The sequence below is a fragment of the Lentzea atacamensis genome (genome assembly GCF_003269295.1).
Lineage (GTDB): Bacteria > Actinomycetota > Actinomycetes > Mycobacteriales > Pseudonocardiaceae > Lentzea > Lentzea atacamensis.
In genome coordinates this window covers 761,166-777,542 of the sequence record NZ_QLTT01000001.1, presented here as the reverse complement: position 1 = coordinate 777,542, position 16,377 = coordinate 761,166, and the positions used below count along the sequence as shown (strand labels likewise).

The following is a 16,377-nucleotide window of genomic DNA, read 5'->3' as shown; positions in this document are numbered from 1 at the left end:
TGAGTTCTCAATCGACTTGTGACGCAGCACTTCCGATTGATCCGGAAGGGCTCCTGGCACGTACTCCCGATCATGCACGGCATGAGCGAGGAGGACGAATGACACACCGCGAAGCCGATAGACGGAAGTTCCGCCTGATCGCCTCGTTGTCGGCGGTCGCCGTCGTGGCCGCGGGCACCGCTACCGTGGCGCTGGCCGCCAAGGACGGCGAGCCGGCGCCAGTCGGCGCGTTCGTGCGCATTGAGCAGGTCGCCAAGAACGTCGTCACGCCGAAGGTGCAGCAAAACGGTGCCAGTGGCGTGTTCACCGTCGACTGCGGCACGAACGAGAGCGGCAAGTTCAGTGCCGACAACCCGGTCGCCCAGCCAGGGCTGCCCCACGGTGCCCAGCACGTCCACGACTTCGTCGGCAACCTGTCGATCAGCGCCGACTCGAGCGACGAGAGCCTCGCGGACTCCGAGACGACCTGCAAGAACGGTGACAAGTCGTCGTACTTCTGGCCGGTCGTGCGGATCAACCCCAAGGCGAACGTGAACTCGTCGGGGTCCGGGCCGGACAAGGTCAAGGAGGCGGGCGCACCCCACATCGCCTGTCCGTCGGTCAAGGACCGGCTGCCCGCCGTGCCACAGCAGGCGCGCGGCGAGGTGGACCGCAACCTCGAGCTGCTGGACAAGCAGCTCAAGGAGGCCAACGACCGGGTGGCGCGCAACGAGAACCCCGGTGACCCGAACTTCGTCAACAACGCGATCCTCGGCCCGCTGCGCGACAAGCGCGTGGCCACGCTGGACCGCATGGCGATCGCGATCGGCCGCAGCGCGCCCAAGCCGAACCTGACCTCGCTCGCCGACTGCGAGATGTTCTTCGGCGCCGGACACGGCGGCAACGGCCAGGCGCCGCGCAAGTTCAGCGGTCAGCAGGGCGGCTCGGAGGGCCACGGCCAGCACGGCGACCACGGCCAGGCTCCGCGCAAGTTCGCCGGCCAGCCGGGCGGCAACGGCGACGATGCGACGCCGACTGTGAAGTGCCCGTCGGTGCGCGGCGAGCTGGGTGCCGTGCCGGACCAGGCGATCGCGGAGGTGGACCGCAACCTCGCGTTGCTGGACAAGCAGATCGCCGAGGCCAACCAGCGGATCGTGACCAGCAAGGGGCAGGGCGGCCCGAACTTCATCAACAACGCCATTCTGGGGCCGCTGAAGGACAAGCGGGTCGCCACGATCGACCGGATGGCCATCGCGATCGGCCGCAACGGCCAGAAGCCGCAGGGCTTGGAGCGCCTGGCGCCGTGCAAGCTCAGCAACGACAACGGCGGCAACAACAACGGTGGTAACAACAACGGCGGCAACAACAACGGTGGCAACAACGGCAACAACGGGGGTAACAACAACGGCGGCGGCGACGCGGCCCTAGCGGTTCCCTCTGGCCCGAACCTGGAGCTCGTCGGCAACAACGGCAAGATCGAACGGCCGGCCCAGGTGAAGATCGAGTACCGGGGCAACGCGGCCAGCAAGGTCACCGCCATGCCGAAGTTCCTGAAGATGATCGTCGGTGACGCGAAGCCGACCAGCCGCGGCCCCGCCAACGCCCGTGCCACCTGGACCTGCAGCGGGTTCGAGGACCGGCTGTCGGACAAGTACGTGATCTGCCCGAACGGCAGCAAGGTCATGCGCGTGCACGACTTCGCCAGCTGCTGGGACGGCAAGAACACCGACAGCGCCAACCACCGCGACCACGTCAAGTTCGCGGACAAGAACTCCGGCAAGTGCCCGAGCGGCACCAAGGCCATCCCGCAGCTGCGGATCAGCATCTCCTACAACATCCCGCGGGACGTGCAGGAGAAGGGCCAGTACCAGCTCGACGCGTTCCCGGAGGAGAACCACAACCCGTTCTCCGACCACAACGACTACGTCAACGTCAACTCCGAGCAGACGATGGCGCAGATCGTGAAGTGCGTGAACGAAGGGCGCAAGTGCTCCTGATCGTCAGATCGCCGTGCTCACCACCGTCTCAGACGGTGGTGAGCACGGAGTCGATGCGGTGGGCGAGGCGTTCGTTGTCGGTGGGGGCGAGGCTCAGCCACCCGCTCTCGCTGACCATGAGATAGCGGCCCTGCACCGTGTCGAACCAGTTGATCACGATGTGCGACCGGTCGGCGGTCAGGTGCGTGCTCACGCGGCTGACCCCGAACTGGCCACCTCGGACCCGCCCGGCCGCGAGCTCCGCGACGGCGGCGGCGTCCTGGCCCGACAGGCCCGCCTGCTCCAGCGCCTGTCGTTCGTCGAGGTCGTCGCCGCCCCACGGGTCCTCGGACTCCGGCGCCTCCTCGTGCAACCGCACGGCCATCTGCAACGCGTCCAGCGGCACCGACAACCCGGCGCCCGGACCGGCCGCGCCGTCGGGCAGCACGTCCACGATGGATCGGGCCAGGCCGGTCGGCCGGATCTCCAGCACGCCGACCTGGTCACCGTCGATGATCACCATCGCCGCGTCTTCGCCGTTCGACACGGCCAGTGCCCGCACCGTGCGGTCGAAGTAGCCGACGGCGTCCACCGCGACGTCGTGCTCCGCCAGCAGGTGCAGCAGGCCGACCAGCCGGTGGTCGTAGATGAGGCCCCTGCTCGCGAGGTCGTCGCGCACGTCGTGCTCGATGTCCCTGCGTTCGGACTCGGTGGCGCCGAACGACGGCACGTCCAGCGGGTAGGGCAGCCTGCCCAGCTCGTGGTGCTGCCACAGCACGGCCAGCTCGGCCTGGGTCAGCACGAAGTCCGGCGTGATCACGTTGTCGGCTCCGGGGCGGGCGGTTGCTTCTTCTTCGGCTTGGCGGCACCGATCACCGAAGGCGGCAGGTTCTCGCCCGGCACCTCGAACAGGTCACCGCCAATCAGGTACGACGCCGCGCGGTGCTCCTTGTCCTCTTCACCCTTGCCGGTCGCGGGACCGCCCATGGGGCCGCCCGCCGGACTCATGCCGGCCGCCGCCGCGGCACCGAGCCCGACCCCTCCGGCGGGCACGGGACCGCGGCTGGGCGAGGTGACGCCCGCGGCGCCACCCGGCTGCATCTGCGGGCCGCCTGAGCCGCCCGCCGCGAACTGGCCCGGGGGGAAGCCACCGCGTGCCGCACCGGTACCGCCGAACCCGCCGGCACCACCCGTACCGCCGCCGCCGAACCTGCCCGCACCGTCGGGACCCGCGGGCGGGCGCACCGCCGATCGCGGGTCGGCGGGGTTCGGCCCACCGGTCGTGGCGGTTCCCGCCGTGCGCGGAAGGTTCCGGGGATCAGCAGTGCGCGACGGGTTGCGAGGATCGGTACTGCCCGTCGTGCGCGAGACGTGCCGAGGGTCGCCGGTGCGCGGCGCGTTCTGCTGAGCCGAGTACGGAACCGGCGCCCCGTACTGCTGCGGCCGGTGCTCCGCCGGCGCCTGATAGCCGCTCACGCCCGTCGCGCCGTAGCCACCGGACTGCGGCTGGTACCCCGACGCGGCGGCCACGGCCGTGCCGTCGGCGGGAGGCTGGTAGGCGGCCGGTTGGTACGAAGGCCCCTGCGGCGACTGCACCGGCGCGTCGATCCCGGGAGGACCGGAGTACGCCGCGGGAGCGACCGGCGCACCGCCGGGCGACGGCACCGGGGAACTGGTGCCCGGAACGGACTGCAGGCCGACCGGTGGCGGTGCGGAGGCGCCGCTGAGCGAAGGCGCGCCGGACGACCGCAGCATCATCGGCTGCGGGGGTTCCTCGGATTTGCCCGTCACCGGGTTGTACGGAGCGGTGAAGACGGGCGTGGTCGCGTCGATCTCGTGCGACTGCTTCTCCATCGTCTCCATCACGGCCACGGCCTGCTCGTGCGCCGCGCGTGCCTTCTCGCTCTCGGCCTGGAGATCGGCCGCCGACGCGGTGAACCCGGCTAGCCCGGGGTCGGCCTGGCCGCGCACCGCGCTGTCCAGGTTGAACGCGGGCGGCTCCGGCATGTTCGCCCTGGCGGTCTCCATGATCCGGCCCTGGGTGGCGACCCGGTTGCCGACCTCGACGGCGGTCCGCGCGGTGAGCGTGATCCACTCGGCCAGCCCGCGGATGGCAGCTCGCGCGCCCTCGGCCGCCTCACCGGTCCACCCCGACTCGCTCGCGGCGACGCGCTTCGCGATGAGCTGCGCCGACTCGGTGAGTTCCGCGCCGAACTGGGCCCACTCGGAGCCGAGCTCGCCCGCCTGGCCGGGGTCGTTGTTGTGGTGGACCGAGTCGTACAGCTCGCGGTGGGAACGCGACGCCCAGTTCTGGGAGTCGCGCAGCACCAGGTCGTTCTCCGGGCCCATGACAAGCCTCTCAGCAGTGCTTGGTGATGTCGGCGGAAGCGTCGGCGTCGACCTGGTGGTAGTTGCGGATCGCCGTGCTGACCGCTTCGTGCGTCTGTTCCAGAACTGTGCGATAGGCCGTCATCACGCTCACGAACGAGTGAACTTCGCCGTCAGCGCGGTGTTCGAACTTGTACGTCATCGCCTGGCCGACAGGATTGGCACCCAACGGTGCGGGCCGTGCGAGCCTGCCTGCGCGCTCGAGCCAGGAGTCGACCTGGTCGATCTGCTCGCGGAGGGTTTTGCGCAGGTCCTCACCGGTCGCCGGATCGAGCGTAACCCGCCCGGAGGTGACGCTGTTATTAAGAGCGACGGCCTTTCCATCGGCAGGCGGCGGCGACTGCGAGTCCACGAGGTACATGGCCCGAGCATTGGCGCACCCGCCAACGCCCGGCCAACGTGCCACCAATGTTGCTGACGGAAGTTCACTTCAGATGCGCGTCAACCTTCTCGGGACGGTCGAGCTGGTGGCCGGGGACGAAGAGCCCGTGCCGCTCGCCGCGTCGAAGCGGCGGGCGGTCCTCGCCGCGCTGGCACTCGAGCTCAACAGGGTCGTCTCGGGTGACCGGCTGCTGTCGCTCGTGTGGGACGGCGCCCCGCCACCGCAGGCGAAGGCGGCGCTGCAGGGCCACGTCGCCCAGCTGCGCAAGCTGCTCGGGTCCACGTTGGACCTGGTGACCCGCGCGCCCGGCTACGCGCTCGTGGGCGACCGGCACGCGGTCGACGTGTTCCGCTTCGAGGACCTGGTGACCAGCGCGTGGCAGGCCGACGACGCGACCGCGGCCGAGAGGCTGACCTCGGCGCTGCAGCTGTGGCGCGGACCGTTCCTGGCGGACGTGCCGGGCAGGCGGCTGCACGAGGCGTACGAGGGCCGGCTCGACGAACTGCGGCTCGCCGCCGTCGAGCAGCTGGGCGCGCGGCTGATCGAGCTCGGGCGGGCTGCGGAGGCGGTGACGAGCCTGCGCGCGGAGGTGGCCGACCACCCGTTGCGCGAGCCGCTCGTCGCGCGGCTGGTGCTGGCACTGCACCGCACGGGCCGCCAGGCGGAGGCGCTGGACTTCTTCGGCCGCACCCGCACGCAGCTCGCGGACGAACTGGGCGTCGATCCCGGTCCCGAGCTGCGGGCCGCGCACCAGGCCGTGCTGACGGACGTCGATCCGTCGCCGCGCCCGGCCAGGCCACCCGTCCAGGTTCCGGCGCAGCTGCCGCACGAGCATCGCGGGTTCGTCGGCCGCGACGCCGAACTGTCCCAGCTCGACGGCCTGCTCGGGGACGCGGGCATCGGCCTGCTGGCCGGTCCGCCCGGCGTCGGCAAGACCGCACTCGCCCTGCGCTGGGCGCACCGGGTGGCGGACCGGTTCCCCGACGGCCAGCTGTTCATCGACCTGCGCGGGTTCGCCGAGCGCAAACCGCTGGAGGCGAAGACCGCGCTCGTCGGCTTCCTGCGGGCGCTCGGGGTGGAGAACGTGCGCCTGTCCGGTGGCCTGGACGCACTGGCCGCCCAGTACCGGTCACTGCTGGCGCACCGGCGTGTGCTCGTGGTGCTGGACAACGCCAGGTCGGTCGAGCAGGTGCGGCCGCTGCTGCCGGGCTCGCCGCGCTGCCTGGTGCTCGTCACGAGCAGGCACGGCCTCGACGACCTCGTCGTGACCGAGGGCGCCGCCGTGCTCGGCGTCGGCACGCTCGACGACCACACGGCGGCGGAGCTGCTGACCGCGGGTCTCGGCCGGCATCGGACCGAGCCGGAGCCCGCGGCGGCCACCGAGCTGATCGACCTGTGCGACGGCCTCCCGCTCGCGTTGCGGATCGTGAGCGCGCGCCTGGCGTCCCGTCCCAGGTGGACGATCCAGGCGCTGGTCGACGAGCTGCGCGACGAGCAGAGCAGGCTCGCCGCGTTCACCCTGCCCGAACAGGGCCGGGGTGTGCAGTCGGCGCTCGCGGTGAGCTACCGGGAGCTGCCGGAAGGCGCGGCGCGGACGTTCCGCGGCCTCGGCCTGCACCCCGGCACCGACATCGACAGCTACGCCGCGGCGGCCCTGCTGGACGTGAACGTGGTGACCGCGCGCACCCACCTGCGCACCGTCGCGTCGGCGAGCCTGCTGCACGAGTCCACACCGGACCGCTACGTGTGGCACGACCTGGTGCGCCTGTTCACCCGGCAGCTCGTCGCCGGCGAGGACAACAGCGTGAGCGTCGAGCGGCTGTCCGATTACTACCTCCACGTGGCGGACGCCGCCCGTGCGCTGCTGTCCGACCAGCCGGAGCCGGTCGCGACGCCGGTGCACCGTCCGGCGAGCTTCCCCGAGCTCACCTCCTACCGGTCGGCGATGGAGTGGTTCGAGCTGGAGGAGCACAACCTGCGCCTGCTGCTGGAGGCCGGTCACCAGTGGCGCACGTGGCAGCTGGCCCTGTGCCTCGACGCGTTCTACGCGCAGAACGGCAACGTCGTCGACCGGGTGAAGGTGTGCCGCGCGGGCCTCTCGGCCGCCCGCGGTGACGTCGAGGCGGAGGCGCGGCTGCTCACGAGCGAGGGAGCCGCGCTCGCCGACCTCGGAGAGCTGGAGGCCGCCGTCCGGGAGACGCAGCGCGCCGTGCGGCTGGCCCGCGGTGAGGTAGAGGGCAGGGCGAGGGCGAACCTCGGCTACTGCCTCGCCGCGACCGGCAACTTCACCGACGCGAGGGAACGGATCCAGGAGGCGCTGGAGATCACCCGTGCGACAGGTGATCTCCGCGCCCAGGCCGCGGTGCTCGACCGGCTGGCGAACGCGTTGCTGTGCCAGAACAAGGCGGCAGAGGCCCTGGCGCCGGCGAGGGAGGCGCTGGCGCTGCACGCGAGCCTGCCGTTGTCCGCCGCACAGGTCGCCGCGCTGTACACGGTGGGATCGGTGCTGCGGGCCACCGGCCGGTTCTCGTCGGCGTTGCGGACCTTCGAGGACGGTCTGCGCCTGGCAGAGGAGGTCAGGGATTTCCGGCACGTGGCGCTGTTCCACCTGGTGATCTCGGAGCTGCTGCCCGACGCGGAGCCGGCCGCGGCCCACCGGGACGCGGCCAGGACGATCCACCGTCGGCTCGGCGTGGTCGAGCTGCCGGCATCGCGCCGGGCCTCACCGTCGGAGACCCGGCGCACCGAACCGTCACCGTGAGCCGAGACCGGCCAGCTCGGACGGTGCCGGCAGAGCCGACGCCACGTACGGCGTCTCGGTGGTCGGCGACGTGCGGCCGAGCAGGGCGTTGCGCCACACCCGCATCGCGTCGGCGATCACGATGATCACCAGCAACGCGAACACCGCGGCCAGCACACCGTCCACAGTGGAGTTGGTGATGATTCGCCTCCATCTCGTCGGTGTTCTTGGCTGTGGGCGCTCAACGACGCCCTGCCGGACCAGCACATCATCTTCACGGATCCGACGCACTCGCGGTGAGGAGACCTCCACCGGCGGGCGTCAGGAGTAGTGCACGACGCTGGGCGATGATCTTCCCCGCCTCGCGGCGAAGCGGAGCGAGCCGTAAAGGGCAATGCGCTGTCGTGCAACCGGTAAGGGCGCAACCCGACCCGACAAACGTGCCCACGTACGCTGGCGATTGGCGCTTGACTTTGGGTGCGAGGCGCTATCCGTGTTCGGATCGGCCAGGCGCTTTACATGCCCGGCTTTTACAGGCCGACCAGCGCCTCGCAACGGCCCCGAAGTCAAGCCCCAATCGCAATCGTCGCGAAGCGGCGATGAAATGACCCGGCCCGTCACCGCCCGCGCAAGGTGACGTCCCGCATACCCGGCGACCCTCCGCTGGAAATCGCAACCGACGGTGCGAACGCAACCGCCGCAGCCTGCTTCGCATGCCCGCTCGCAACGGCTATTGAAGCGTTTCAACCCGGCTGTCCAGTTGTGGACAGGCTTGCACCGAACGTCTTGACGCGCTCCGCCAAACCCAACGACCCTGGCTGGCACCTCAGGAATTGAAACGTTTCATCCAGCGACGAAGGTGGAGACGACGTGCGGCGACGGGTGTTCCTGAAGACATCGGCGGCGGGGCTTTCCGCGACGGCGCTGCCGGTCGGGGTGGCGCAGGCCGAGGAGGAGAAGGCAAGCGGGTTGCGGGTCGTGCGCACCACCGTCGAGTACGCGGAGACCTTGCTGGGCACGGATGTCACGGCGCCGCGGCTGGGCTGGGTGCTCGAGGCGGGTGGCACCGGTGCGCGGCAGACGGCCTACCAGGTCGAGGTCGGCACCGCGCCCGGTCGTGCCGACGTGTGGCAGTCCGGGAAGGTCAGCTCCGACCGCACCACCGGGATTCCCTGTGGCGGCAAGGCGCTCAGGCCACGCACGCGTTACCACTGGCGGGTGCGGGTGTGGGACGGTGCCGGCAGGCCCTCTGCGTGGAGCACGGACAGCTGGTGGGAGACCGCGCTGCTCGGCACGCCGTGGCAGGCGCGGTGGATCGGCGCGCCGGACACCTCGATCGGTTTCACGGGTGCCTCGTGGATCTGGTCGGCCACCACGCCGCCGCAGAGCCGGTGGTTCCGCACCCGCGTCGACCTGCCCGCCGACGCGGTCAGGGCGAGGCTTGTCGCTACCGCGGACGACGACTTCACGTTGTACGTCAACGGGTCCGAGGCGCTGCACGTGCCGGAGCAGACGGACGTGTGGAAGGTCGGCCAACGCGCCGACGTCACGCGGCTGGTCCAAGGCCGGCGAATCGTGCTCGCCGTGCGCGCCACGAACCGGTCGGCTGGGCCGGCTGGACTGCTGGTGCGGTTGATCGTGGACCTGCCGGACGGGCAGCGCGAGATCGTCACCGGGCCCGGCTGGAAGGTGGCCGACACCGAGCAAACCGGTTGGCAGGCACCGGACTTCGACGACAGCGCGTGGACCCCGGCGACCGTGCTCGACCCTTACGGGCAAGGGCCGTGGGGTTCGAACGTGACGGTCAAGGAGCAGCCCGCCCCGTTGCTGCGCAAGGAGTTCAGCCTCGGCAAGCCGGTCAGGCGCGCGAGGTTGTACGTCAGCGGGCTGGCCTACCACGAGACCGAGATCAACGGCCGGCGCGTCGGTGACAGGGTGCTCGATCCCGGCTTCACCGACTATGACAACACCGTGCTGTACGCGACGCACGACGTCACTGCGCTCGTCCGGCCCGGTCGCAACGCGATCGGTGTGACGCTGGGGCGCGGGTTCTACGGCATGAAGACGCCGAACGTGTGGCGGTGGGAGAAGCCGCCGTGGCACGACGAGCCGAAACTGCTGGCACAGCTGGAGATCGAGCACCCGGACGGCACGCGCACGATCATCGCCTCGGACGAGTCGTGGCGGCTCACCGACGGTCCCACGGTGTCGAACTCGCTCTACACCGGCGAGACCTACGACGCCCGCCTGGCCCCGAAAGACTGGGCCAAGCCCGGCTTCGACGACCGCGCCTGGCAGTCCGCACCGGTCAGGCGCGCTCCGAAGGGCACGCTGAAAGCCCAGGAACACGAACCGATCCGCGTGATCGAGTCGGTCACGCCGGCCATCACGTCCCCGAGGCCCGGCGTGTTCGTCGCCGACATGGGCCGCACGATGTCCGGCTGGACGCAGCTCACCGTGAACGCGCCCGCGGGCACGACGGTCCGGCTCAAGCACGGCGAGACGCTCAACCCCGACGGCACGGTGCGGATGGAGAACGGTCACGTGACCGGCAACCGCATCCAGCTCGACGAGTACGTCTGCGCGGGGCGCGAGGAGACGTGGGAACCGAAGTTCTCCTACAAGGGCTTCCGGTACGTCGAGGTCACCGGCCTGATCGCCGCACCACGACTGGTCGGCCGGGTCGTGCATTCGGACGTGCCGCGAGCGAGCACGTTCCGGTGCTCGGAGCCGCTGTTCGAGCAGTACGACGCCGCGATGCGCCGCACGGTCCTCAACAACCTGCACGGCATCCCGACCGACACTCCGACCTACGAGAAGAACGGCTGGACCGGAGACGCGCAGGTAGGCGCGCCGTCGATGCTCGCCGAGTTCGGCATGGCGAAGTTCTTCACCAAGTGGCTCGGCGACCTCGCGGACAGCCAGGACGCGGCCGGCCAGCTGCCGGTGATCGTGCCGAGCGGCGGCTGGGGCTACCGCGAGCTCGCGCCGGCGCCGGAGTGGACGACCGTGTACCCGTTCGTGCTGCGGGAGATGTACCGGATCTACGGCGACGACCGGCTGCCCGCGCAGCACTGGCCGGTGCTCACCCGCTACCTCGACTGGGAGATCGGCAGGCTCAGGGACGGGCTCGCCGTCACCGCGCTCGGCGACTTCCTGCCGCCCGGATCCGGTGGCCTGCCGCCGGAGGACACGAGGCTGACCGCGACGGCGTACCTGTACCGCGCTCTGCTGCACGCCGCCGAGCTCGGTGACGTGATCGGCAAACCCGTGCCGCAGTACCGGGAAGTCGCCGCGAGCCTGCTGTCGGTGTTCAACAGGACCTTCCTCGATCCGAGCGGCTACTACCGCACGGCCAGGGATCCTGACTACCGGCAGACGTCCAACGCCATCCCGCTCGCGTTCGGCATGGTGCCCGCCGGTTCGGTCCAGGCCGTCGCGGACCGGCTCGCGGCCGAGGTGAAGGCCGGCGGCAACCACGTCAACGTCGGCTGCCTCGGCGCGAGCGTGCTGCTGAAGGCGTTGAGCGACAACGGACACGCCGACGTCGCGCACGCCATGGCCACCGAACGGTCGTACCCGAGCTGGGGACACTGGTTCGCGAACGGAGCCGACACCATGTGGGAGATGTGGGACACCGGCACCCGCTCTCGCAACCACTACTTCAAAGGCACTGTGGCGCAATGGCTTTACGAGCACGTCGCCGGGCTGGTGCCGGGTGACGCGGGCTACCGGACGTTCACCGTCAAGCCCAACGCCACCACCATTTCCTGGGCACGGCTGGAGTTCGAGAGCGTGCGCGGACGCATCGGTGTGGCATGGGCCAAGGTCGACGGCGTGCTGCGGCTGACCGTCGACGTGCCGGTGGGCTCCACCGCCGAGGTGCACGTGCCCGGCAAGCCGGTGGTGTCGGCGCCGCACGGAAGGTGGACGTTCACCGGGAAGGCATGAGGTGTTCCGTCAGACGACGAGCGGCCGGGCCACCTCCAGCTCGTCGTGTTCGATCAGCCAGCGGACTGATTCGAGCACGGCCGGACCGGGTTCGTAGCGCGGTGCGCAGCCGAGCAGGGCTTTGGCCTTCTCGATGCTGATGCAGTGGCTGCGGTAGAGGTGCTCCCAGCTGGTCGCCGCGTGCTCCGGCGTCGTGGTCCGGAGGAACTCCTCCCAGCTCACCGGCTCCAGCGACGCGGTCTGCCCGAACCAGCCCGCGGCCGCGTGGGCGTACCCGCGGACGTTCAGCGCGGTGGGGGGCGACGATGTTGAAGTCCTCGCCCGCCGCCGTGTCCCTGTGCGCCACGGCTTGTTCGAAGGCGTGTGCGACGTCGTCGGCGTGGACGTGGTGCATCAGCTCGGCGCCGATGCCGGGTATCCGCAACGGGTGCCCGGCCGACAGCGCGTGCCAGACCGCGGGGTCGAGGTTTCCCAGCGGACCGATCGGTGGCCAGCCGGGACCGACGATGTGCCCAGGGGTAGGGAGGCGGTCTCCTCCTTCAGCATCCGGGCGATGCGGTCCTTCTGGATGCCGTACTCGCCGACCGGAGCGGGTGCCGGAGGTCTCGGAGATCGGCCCGTGGTGACTGGGGCCGTGGCGCCAGATCGAGCCGCAGTGCAGCAGGTGTCCGGCCCGGCGGCGAAGGCTGTCGACCAGAGCGGTGGCCGAGTCGAGCGTGAAGCAGACCAGGTCGACGACGACGTCCGGCGCCAGGCCGGCCACCCGGTCGCCGAAGGTGCCTTCCTCGTCTTCCCGCTGCCGGTCGGCGACGACGCGACGCACCTGCTCCCACTCGGGCGCGTCGAGGTGGGCGCCGCGGACGCCGCGGCTGATGTTGATCACTTCGTGGCCGGCTCGCACCAGCCGGGGCACGAGGAACGTGCCGATGTGCCCGCTTCCGCCAACGACGACGACTCGCATGGCCGTCCTAACGGAACAGCCGCAGGGGAACTGCTTCGGCGAGCATCCGGTAGCCCGTCGGGTTGAGATGCAGGTGGTCGCCGACATCCGCGGCGGCGACGAGCTGCCGCGGGTTGGCCGGGTCGCGGACAGCGGCGTCGAAGTCGATGACCGCGTCGAAGCGGCGGCTGGTGCGGATCCACCGGTTCACGGTCTGCCTTGCCTCCTCGCGGAAGCCCTCGTCGTAGAAGCTGGCTCCGAACGGGGTCAGCGTCGCGCCGTACACCTTGATGTCGCGCGCGTGCGCCCGGTCGACGATCTGCTGGTAGCCGGCGATCAGGTCGTCGGCCACCTGCTTCTGGGCGGCTTCCGTCGTCGCGGCCGTGCCGATGTCGTTGACGCCCTCGAAGAGGATCGACCACCGGACTGCGCTCTGTGCCAGCAGATCGCGGTCCAGGCGCGCCAGCACGCTCGGCCCCAGACCGTCGTTGAGCACGCGGTTGCCGCCCGCGGCCTGGTTCAGCACCGCGACACCGGGCGGCATGCGGTCCAGGAGCTGGTCGGGCCAGCGGTCGTTGCCGTTGGTGGTGGAGCCCCGGCCGTCGGTCAGCGAGTCGCCGATCATCACGACGGCAGAGGCGGTCGAGAGCACCTCGATGCCGCTGAGGAAGTACCAGTGGTCGGTCGGTGTGGAGCCCACGAGGTCCGCTGACTCGACGTGGTTGCCCGCCAGCAGGTGGGAGGTGGTGCGGGAACCGGGGTGCGAGGTGATGTCATTGGACGCCTGCCCGCGCGCGAGATAGGCGGTCACCGTGAGGTTCATGCCGGGCTTCAGCGGGAAGTCCAGCGGATCGGACACCATCAGCGCGCCCTTCGGAACGTCCACAGAGGACCGCCCGTTGAACGTCACCCGCCGCACGGTGCTCGGCTGGATCGCGCTGACACCCGCGCGGCCGTCCTTCGGCAGCGCGACGGTGACCGCGGTGATCGGCAGCACCGCGCCGCCGAACGCGTTGGAGAAGCGCAACCGCATCCGCCGTCCTCCCACCGTCACCCGGACGGTCTGGCGCAGCGTGGCATCGGCCAGCACCAGGCCGTCCTGGGTGAACGGGGGAGGCGGCATGTTGTGCGGTTCGCACAGCTGTGGCATCGACGTCCAGGTACCGGCCCAGCCGGTTCGCCCGGTCGCCTCGGCCTGGGCCACAGCGGGGGTGAGCACGCCGGTGGCGGCCAGGCCGAGGAACAAACGCCTGCGCATCTTCCACGTCCTCTCGGAACGGGAGTTGAAAGATCAACGTAGGAGCATGCGTGAAGGAGCGTCAATCGCCGGCGTTTTCGAATTCATTTTCGAAACGCGTGGAAACTTTTCGAAACCGCCGCTGATCAGGAGCGGCCCACCACCGGAGCGACCGTCACGTAGTCGATTTCCGGGGCGTACTTCGAGCGCTGGCCGTACTCGTTGTACCTCCTGCCGTCCCAGTTGGGCAGTTCCTTCGAGGTGAACCTGATCGTGTTCACCCCGGCGTTCAGCCACACCGGCACGGCCAGGTCGCGGAACTGGTTGCCGTGAAACGTGTTCGGGAAATCGACGCGCTTCGGTGTCATCCCGTTGACGGAGACGTCCGCGTGCCGGGTCACCGGATCCGGGTTGTAATGCGTGGGAATGGATTCCTGCGCATTGGCGTACCGGACCACGAGCATGTGCTGTCCCGGCCGCCTGGCACTGACGTTGACCGTGAGCGCGTTGGCCGGGCCGTCGCCGACACCGGTCGCCACGCCGCCGGAGGCGAACGAGAAGCCGGTGCTGATCCTGGCCGCGCCGGTGACCGTTCCGCTCTCCGCCTCGACCTTCACCGGTGCGGGCTGCAACGCGGCGGAGGTGCGGACGCGGTCGAGCCGGAGGCTGCCGATGGTGCCGGTGACCGTGAGCTGGTTGATGCCTGCGGAGAGGAACAACGGCACAGACCGGGTTCCCGCGCCGACGACAACGCCGTCCACGTTGCGCCCGTTGAGCTTCACCGACCCGAGACCGCCGCCGGCGTGGTCGAAGGACACCGTCGAGTAGCCGTCTCGGTCCGAGTGGACCCAGAACGTCGCGGACGCGCCCATGCCGATGGCCGCCACACCGGGCCCCGAGGAGTCCGAGACGGTGTACTGGGGCTTGGCCTTCCTGAGGTCCGCGTACTCGGCCTCGTAGACCGACCGTCCGTCGGTGTTCGCGTCGACGGCGGTGAGGTCGATCTTGTCGATGATCGCGTCACCGCGAGTGGTGCCCAGCGGGTCGGACGCGGCGAGCGTGATGGTGTGCTTGCCTGCGCTCAACTGCACACGGGTGTCCGTGTGATCCCACACCACCCACGCGTACGACACCGGCAGACGCAGCTCCTGCGGCTGCTGGCCGTCAATGCGCATGAAGACGTTGGTCGGGCCCTGCGGTACGACACTGGCGTACTTGTTGTGCGTGCTGGAGAAGACGCTCAGGTCGTAGACGCCGGTGTGCGGAACTTCCACGTCGAACGACAGCACGACGTTCGAGCCCGTGCGCAGGCCGCCGACGTTGTAGTTGCCTGAGGTGGCGAACTTGCTGACGTTCTGCGGGCTGCCCTCGGGACCGTTGAGGCTCCAGCCATCGCCGGTGTGCCGGGCGTTCTCGGCCTCGTAGGTACGGCTCCACGGCACGGAGACGGCCGTCGTGCTGCCGCTGGCACCGGGGCTCAGGATCACCTGGTAGACCGACATCTCCTTCATGCCGGTGAACGGGAGCACCACGCTGCCGTCGGCCGCGACCGCGAGCCTGGTGTCCAGCAACGGGCGCGGTTCGGGAGAGTCACCGACCTGACCGGTCCACGGGATCTCGCGCACGCTGGCGTGCACGGTCCTGCCGAACACGGCGGGGTCCACGTTGGTGAACCTCACGTCGGCTGCCCCGTTCGCACCGCCGAAGATGGCGCGGGACTGGCGCTTGGCCTTGTCGAGCGTGGCGATGCCCTGCAACGTGTACTGCTGCCCGGGCGACGGGGGCGTGACGCGCACCGTGTCACCTGTCATCTGGCCGTAGGCGTTGAAGAGCCACCACTGGCCGTTGCCCTTGTTGGCCTCGACGGTCGAGTCGTTGAGGTTGCCGTCGATGTTCCAGTACGCGAGATCGGCATCCACTTTGGACTCCTCGATCGCGGACATCCACTGGATCATCTGGCCGGGCACGGAGAGGTGGTAGCGGTAGGCGTACTCGTCGATGTTGATCGGCAGGGGCGCGATGCCGAGCTCGCGTTCCCAGCCCCGGTACTTCGCCACGCTCTTGCGCACCACGTCCGGCGACGACAGCTCGTGCCAGGTCATCACCTCTGGCAGGCAGCTGTTCGCCTTGCAGTACTGGAGGAAGCCCTTGACCTGGTCGTAGAGCAGGGAGGTGTTGGGCCCGGCGATGCGCGCCTTCGGGTCCATGCTCTTGATGAGGTCGTGGATCTGCTTGTACTCCTCGAAGAAGTACTTCGGGTCGTTCAGCCAGCTGATGTTGTTGTAGCTGTACTGGCCGGTGCCGTACCAGTTGCCTTCCGGCTCGTTGAACGGCACGTAGACGATGTGGTCGCGGTGGCCGGAGTCGAGCACCTGACGCACCTGTGACTGGACTTTGGCGCGGAAGTCGTCCCGGCCGGCCTGACCCTGTGCGCGCTGGTAGGGAAAGCCCCGGTAGATGTCCGTCATGTAGATGTAGACGTCGCCGCCGCCGTTGGCCACCCACGGCCCGGCCACCTCGAGCGCGTCCGCGCCGGGGTGCTGGGGACCGTCCTGGGCCTTGGTGGCGAGCGTCTTCGGGTAGAAGCCGGCGAGCGCCGCGTTGCTCGGCACGCCGGGGCCGTACACGCCGTAGAGCGAACCCGCGGCGCCGCCGTGGAACGCTCCGGTGCTGGCGCCGAGGTCGATGGTGAGCGTGCTGGTGGCAGCGGCGCTCGTGCTGGGAATCAGCGTGGCCGAGACGAGTGTCGCGGCGAGCGCGAGCACAGTTCGCCGTTGAACCATG

Annotated in this window: 10 protein-coding genes and 1 pseudogene; 3 read left to right on the top strand and 8 right to left on the bottom strand. The window is 70.0% G+C overall.

The window, feature by feature from the left end; genetic code table 11:
- The first annotated feature begins 98 nt into the window (after window positions 1-98).
- Window positions 99-1,976: a DUF1996 domain-containing protein gene (locus tag C8D87_RS03870; protein WP_112225548.1), complete on the top strand. Its 1,878-nt coding sequence runs from the start codon at window positions 99-101 to the stop codon at window positions 1,974-1,976.
- Between the two features lie 28 nt (window positions 1,977-2,004).
- Here the strand turns inward: C8D87_RS03870 and C8D87_RS03865 are convergent, their stop codons facing one another.
- Genes C8D87_RS03865 through C8D87_RS03855 form a run of 3 tightly spaced genes read right to left on the bottom strand, consistent with a single transcriptional unit; the run spans window position 2,005 to window position 4,704 of the window.
- A complete protein-coding gene (locus C8D87_RS03865; protein ID WP_112225547.1) occupies window positions 2,005-2,775 on the bottom strand; it encodes an ESX secretion-associated protein EspG in 771 nt (256 codons plus the stop codon).
- Entirely contained in the window at window positions 2,772-4,304 is a 1,533-nt protein-coding gene (locus tag C8D87_RS03860; protein WP_112225546.1) for a PPE domain-containing protein, read from the bottom strand. Before C8D87_RS03860 ends, C8D87_RS03865 begins: the two co-directional genes overlap by 4 nt.
- A 10-nt stretch (window positions 4,305-4,314) precedes the next feature.
- On the bottom strand, window positions 4,315-4,704 hold the full coding sequence (locus C8D87_RS03855; protein WP_233441887.1) for a RidA family protein: 390 nt from the start codon (window positions 4,702-4,704) through the stop codon (window positions 4,315-4,317).
- A gap of 73 nt (window positions 4,705-4,777) precedes the next feature.
- Here C8D87_RS03855 and C8D87_RS03850 point away from each other — a divergent pair, with 73 nt between their 5' ends.
- Complete coding sequence (locus tag C8D87_RS03850) at window positions 4,778-7,486, top strand: AfsR/SARP family transcriptional regulator (RefSeq protein ID WP_112225545.1); 2,709 nt, start codon at window positions 4,778-4,780, stop codon at window positions 7,484-7,486.
- Here the strand turns inward: C8D87_RS03850 and C8D87_RS45660 are convergent.
- Complete coding sequence (locus tag C8D87_RS45660; RefSeq protein WP_170166298.1) at window positions 7,478-7,651, bottom strand: hypothetical protein; 174 nt, start codon at window positions 7,649-7,651, stop codon at window positions 7,478-7,480. The two genes, C8D87_RS03850 and C8D87_RS45660, sit on opposite strands and share 9 nt — an antisense overlap.
- Window positions 7,652-8,335: 684 nt before the next feature.
- Here C8D87_RS45660 and C8D87_RS03845 point away from each other — a divergent pair.
- Complete coding sequence (locus C8D87_RS03845; RefSeq protein WP_112225544.1) at window positions 8,336-11,416, top strand: family 78 glycoside hydrolase catalytic domain; 3,081 nt, start codon at window positions 8,336-8,338, stop codon at window positions 11,414-11,416.
- Between the two features lie 9 nt (window positions 11,417-11,425).
- On the opposite strand, the gene C8D87_RS47410 is transcribed toward C8D87_RS03845, so the two are convergent.
- The 4 genes and pseudogenes from C8D87_RS47410 to C8D87_RS03830 all read right to left on the bottom strand — a co-directional run bounded on the left by C8D87_RS47410 (window position 11,426) and on the right by C8D87_RS03830 (window position 16,376).
- Window positions 11,426-11,638 carry a hypothetical protein gene (locus tag C8D87_RS47410; protein WP_233441886.1) on the bottom strand — a complete coding sequence of 71 codons (213 nt, stop codon included), beginning with the start codon at window positions 11,636-11,638 and terminating at the stop codon, window positions 11,426-11,428.
- Window positions 11,639-12,275: 637 nt separating this feature from the next.
- Window positions 12,276-12,377 (bottom strand): annotated as a pseudogene (locus C8D87_RS49080) (NAD-dependent epimerase/dehydratase family protein); the annotation flags it as partial.
- A gap of 7 nt (window positions 12,378-12,384) precedes the next feature.
- Window positions 12,385-13,614: an SGNH/GDSL hydrolase family protein gene (locus tag C8D87_RS03835; protein WP_112225543.1), complete on the bottom strand. Its 1,230-nt coding sequence runs from the start codon at window positions 13,612-13,614 to the stop codon at window positions 12,385-12,387.
- Between the two features lie 125 nt (window positions 13,615-13,739).
- Window positions 13,740-16,376 (bottom strand): carbohydrate-binding protein, encoded by a 2,637-nt coding sequence (locus C8D87_RS03830; protein WP_215732151.1) that lies wholly within the window; start codon window positions 16,374-16,376, stop codon window positions 13,740-13,742.
- Window position 16,377: the final 1 nt, after the last annotated feature.

Bases quoted from the DNA above. Each gene is read 5' to 3' on its own strand.
- C8D87_RS03850 (WP_112225545.1), top strand. From the start codon at position 4,778: ATGCGCGTCAACCTTCTCGGGACGGTCGAGCTGGTGGCCGGGGACGAA.
- C8D87_RS03855 (WP_233441887.1), bottom strand. From the start codon at position 4,704: ATGTACCTCGTGGACTCGCAGTCGCCGCCGCCTGCCGATGGAAAGGCC.
- C8D87_RS03835 (WP_112225543.1), bottom strand. From the start codon at position 13,614: ATGCGCAGGCGTTTGTTCCTCGGCCTGGCCGCCACCGGCGTGCTCACC.
- C8D87_RS03870 (WP_112225548.1), top strand. From the start codon at position 99: ATGACACACCGCGAAGCCGATAGACGGAAGTTCCGCCTGATCGCCTCG.
- C8D87_RS03830 (WP_215732151.1), bottom strand. From the start codon at position 16,376: ATGGTTCAACGGCGAACTGTGCTCGCGCTCGCCGCGACACTCGTCTCG.
- C8D87_RS03860 (WP_112225546.1), bottom strand. From the start codon at position 4,304: ATGGGCCCGGAGAACGACCTGGTGCTGCGCGACTCCCAGAACTGGGCG.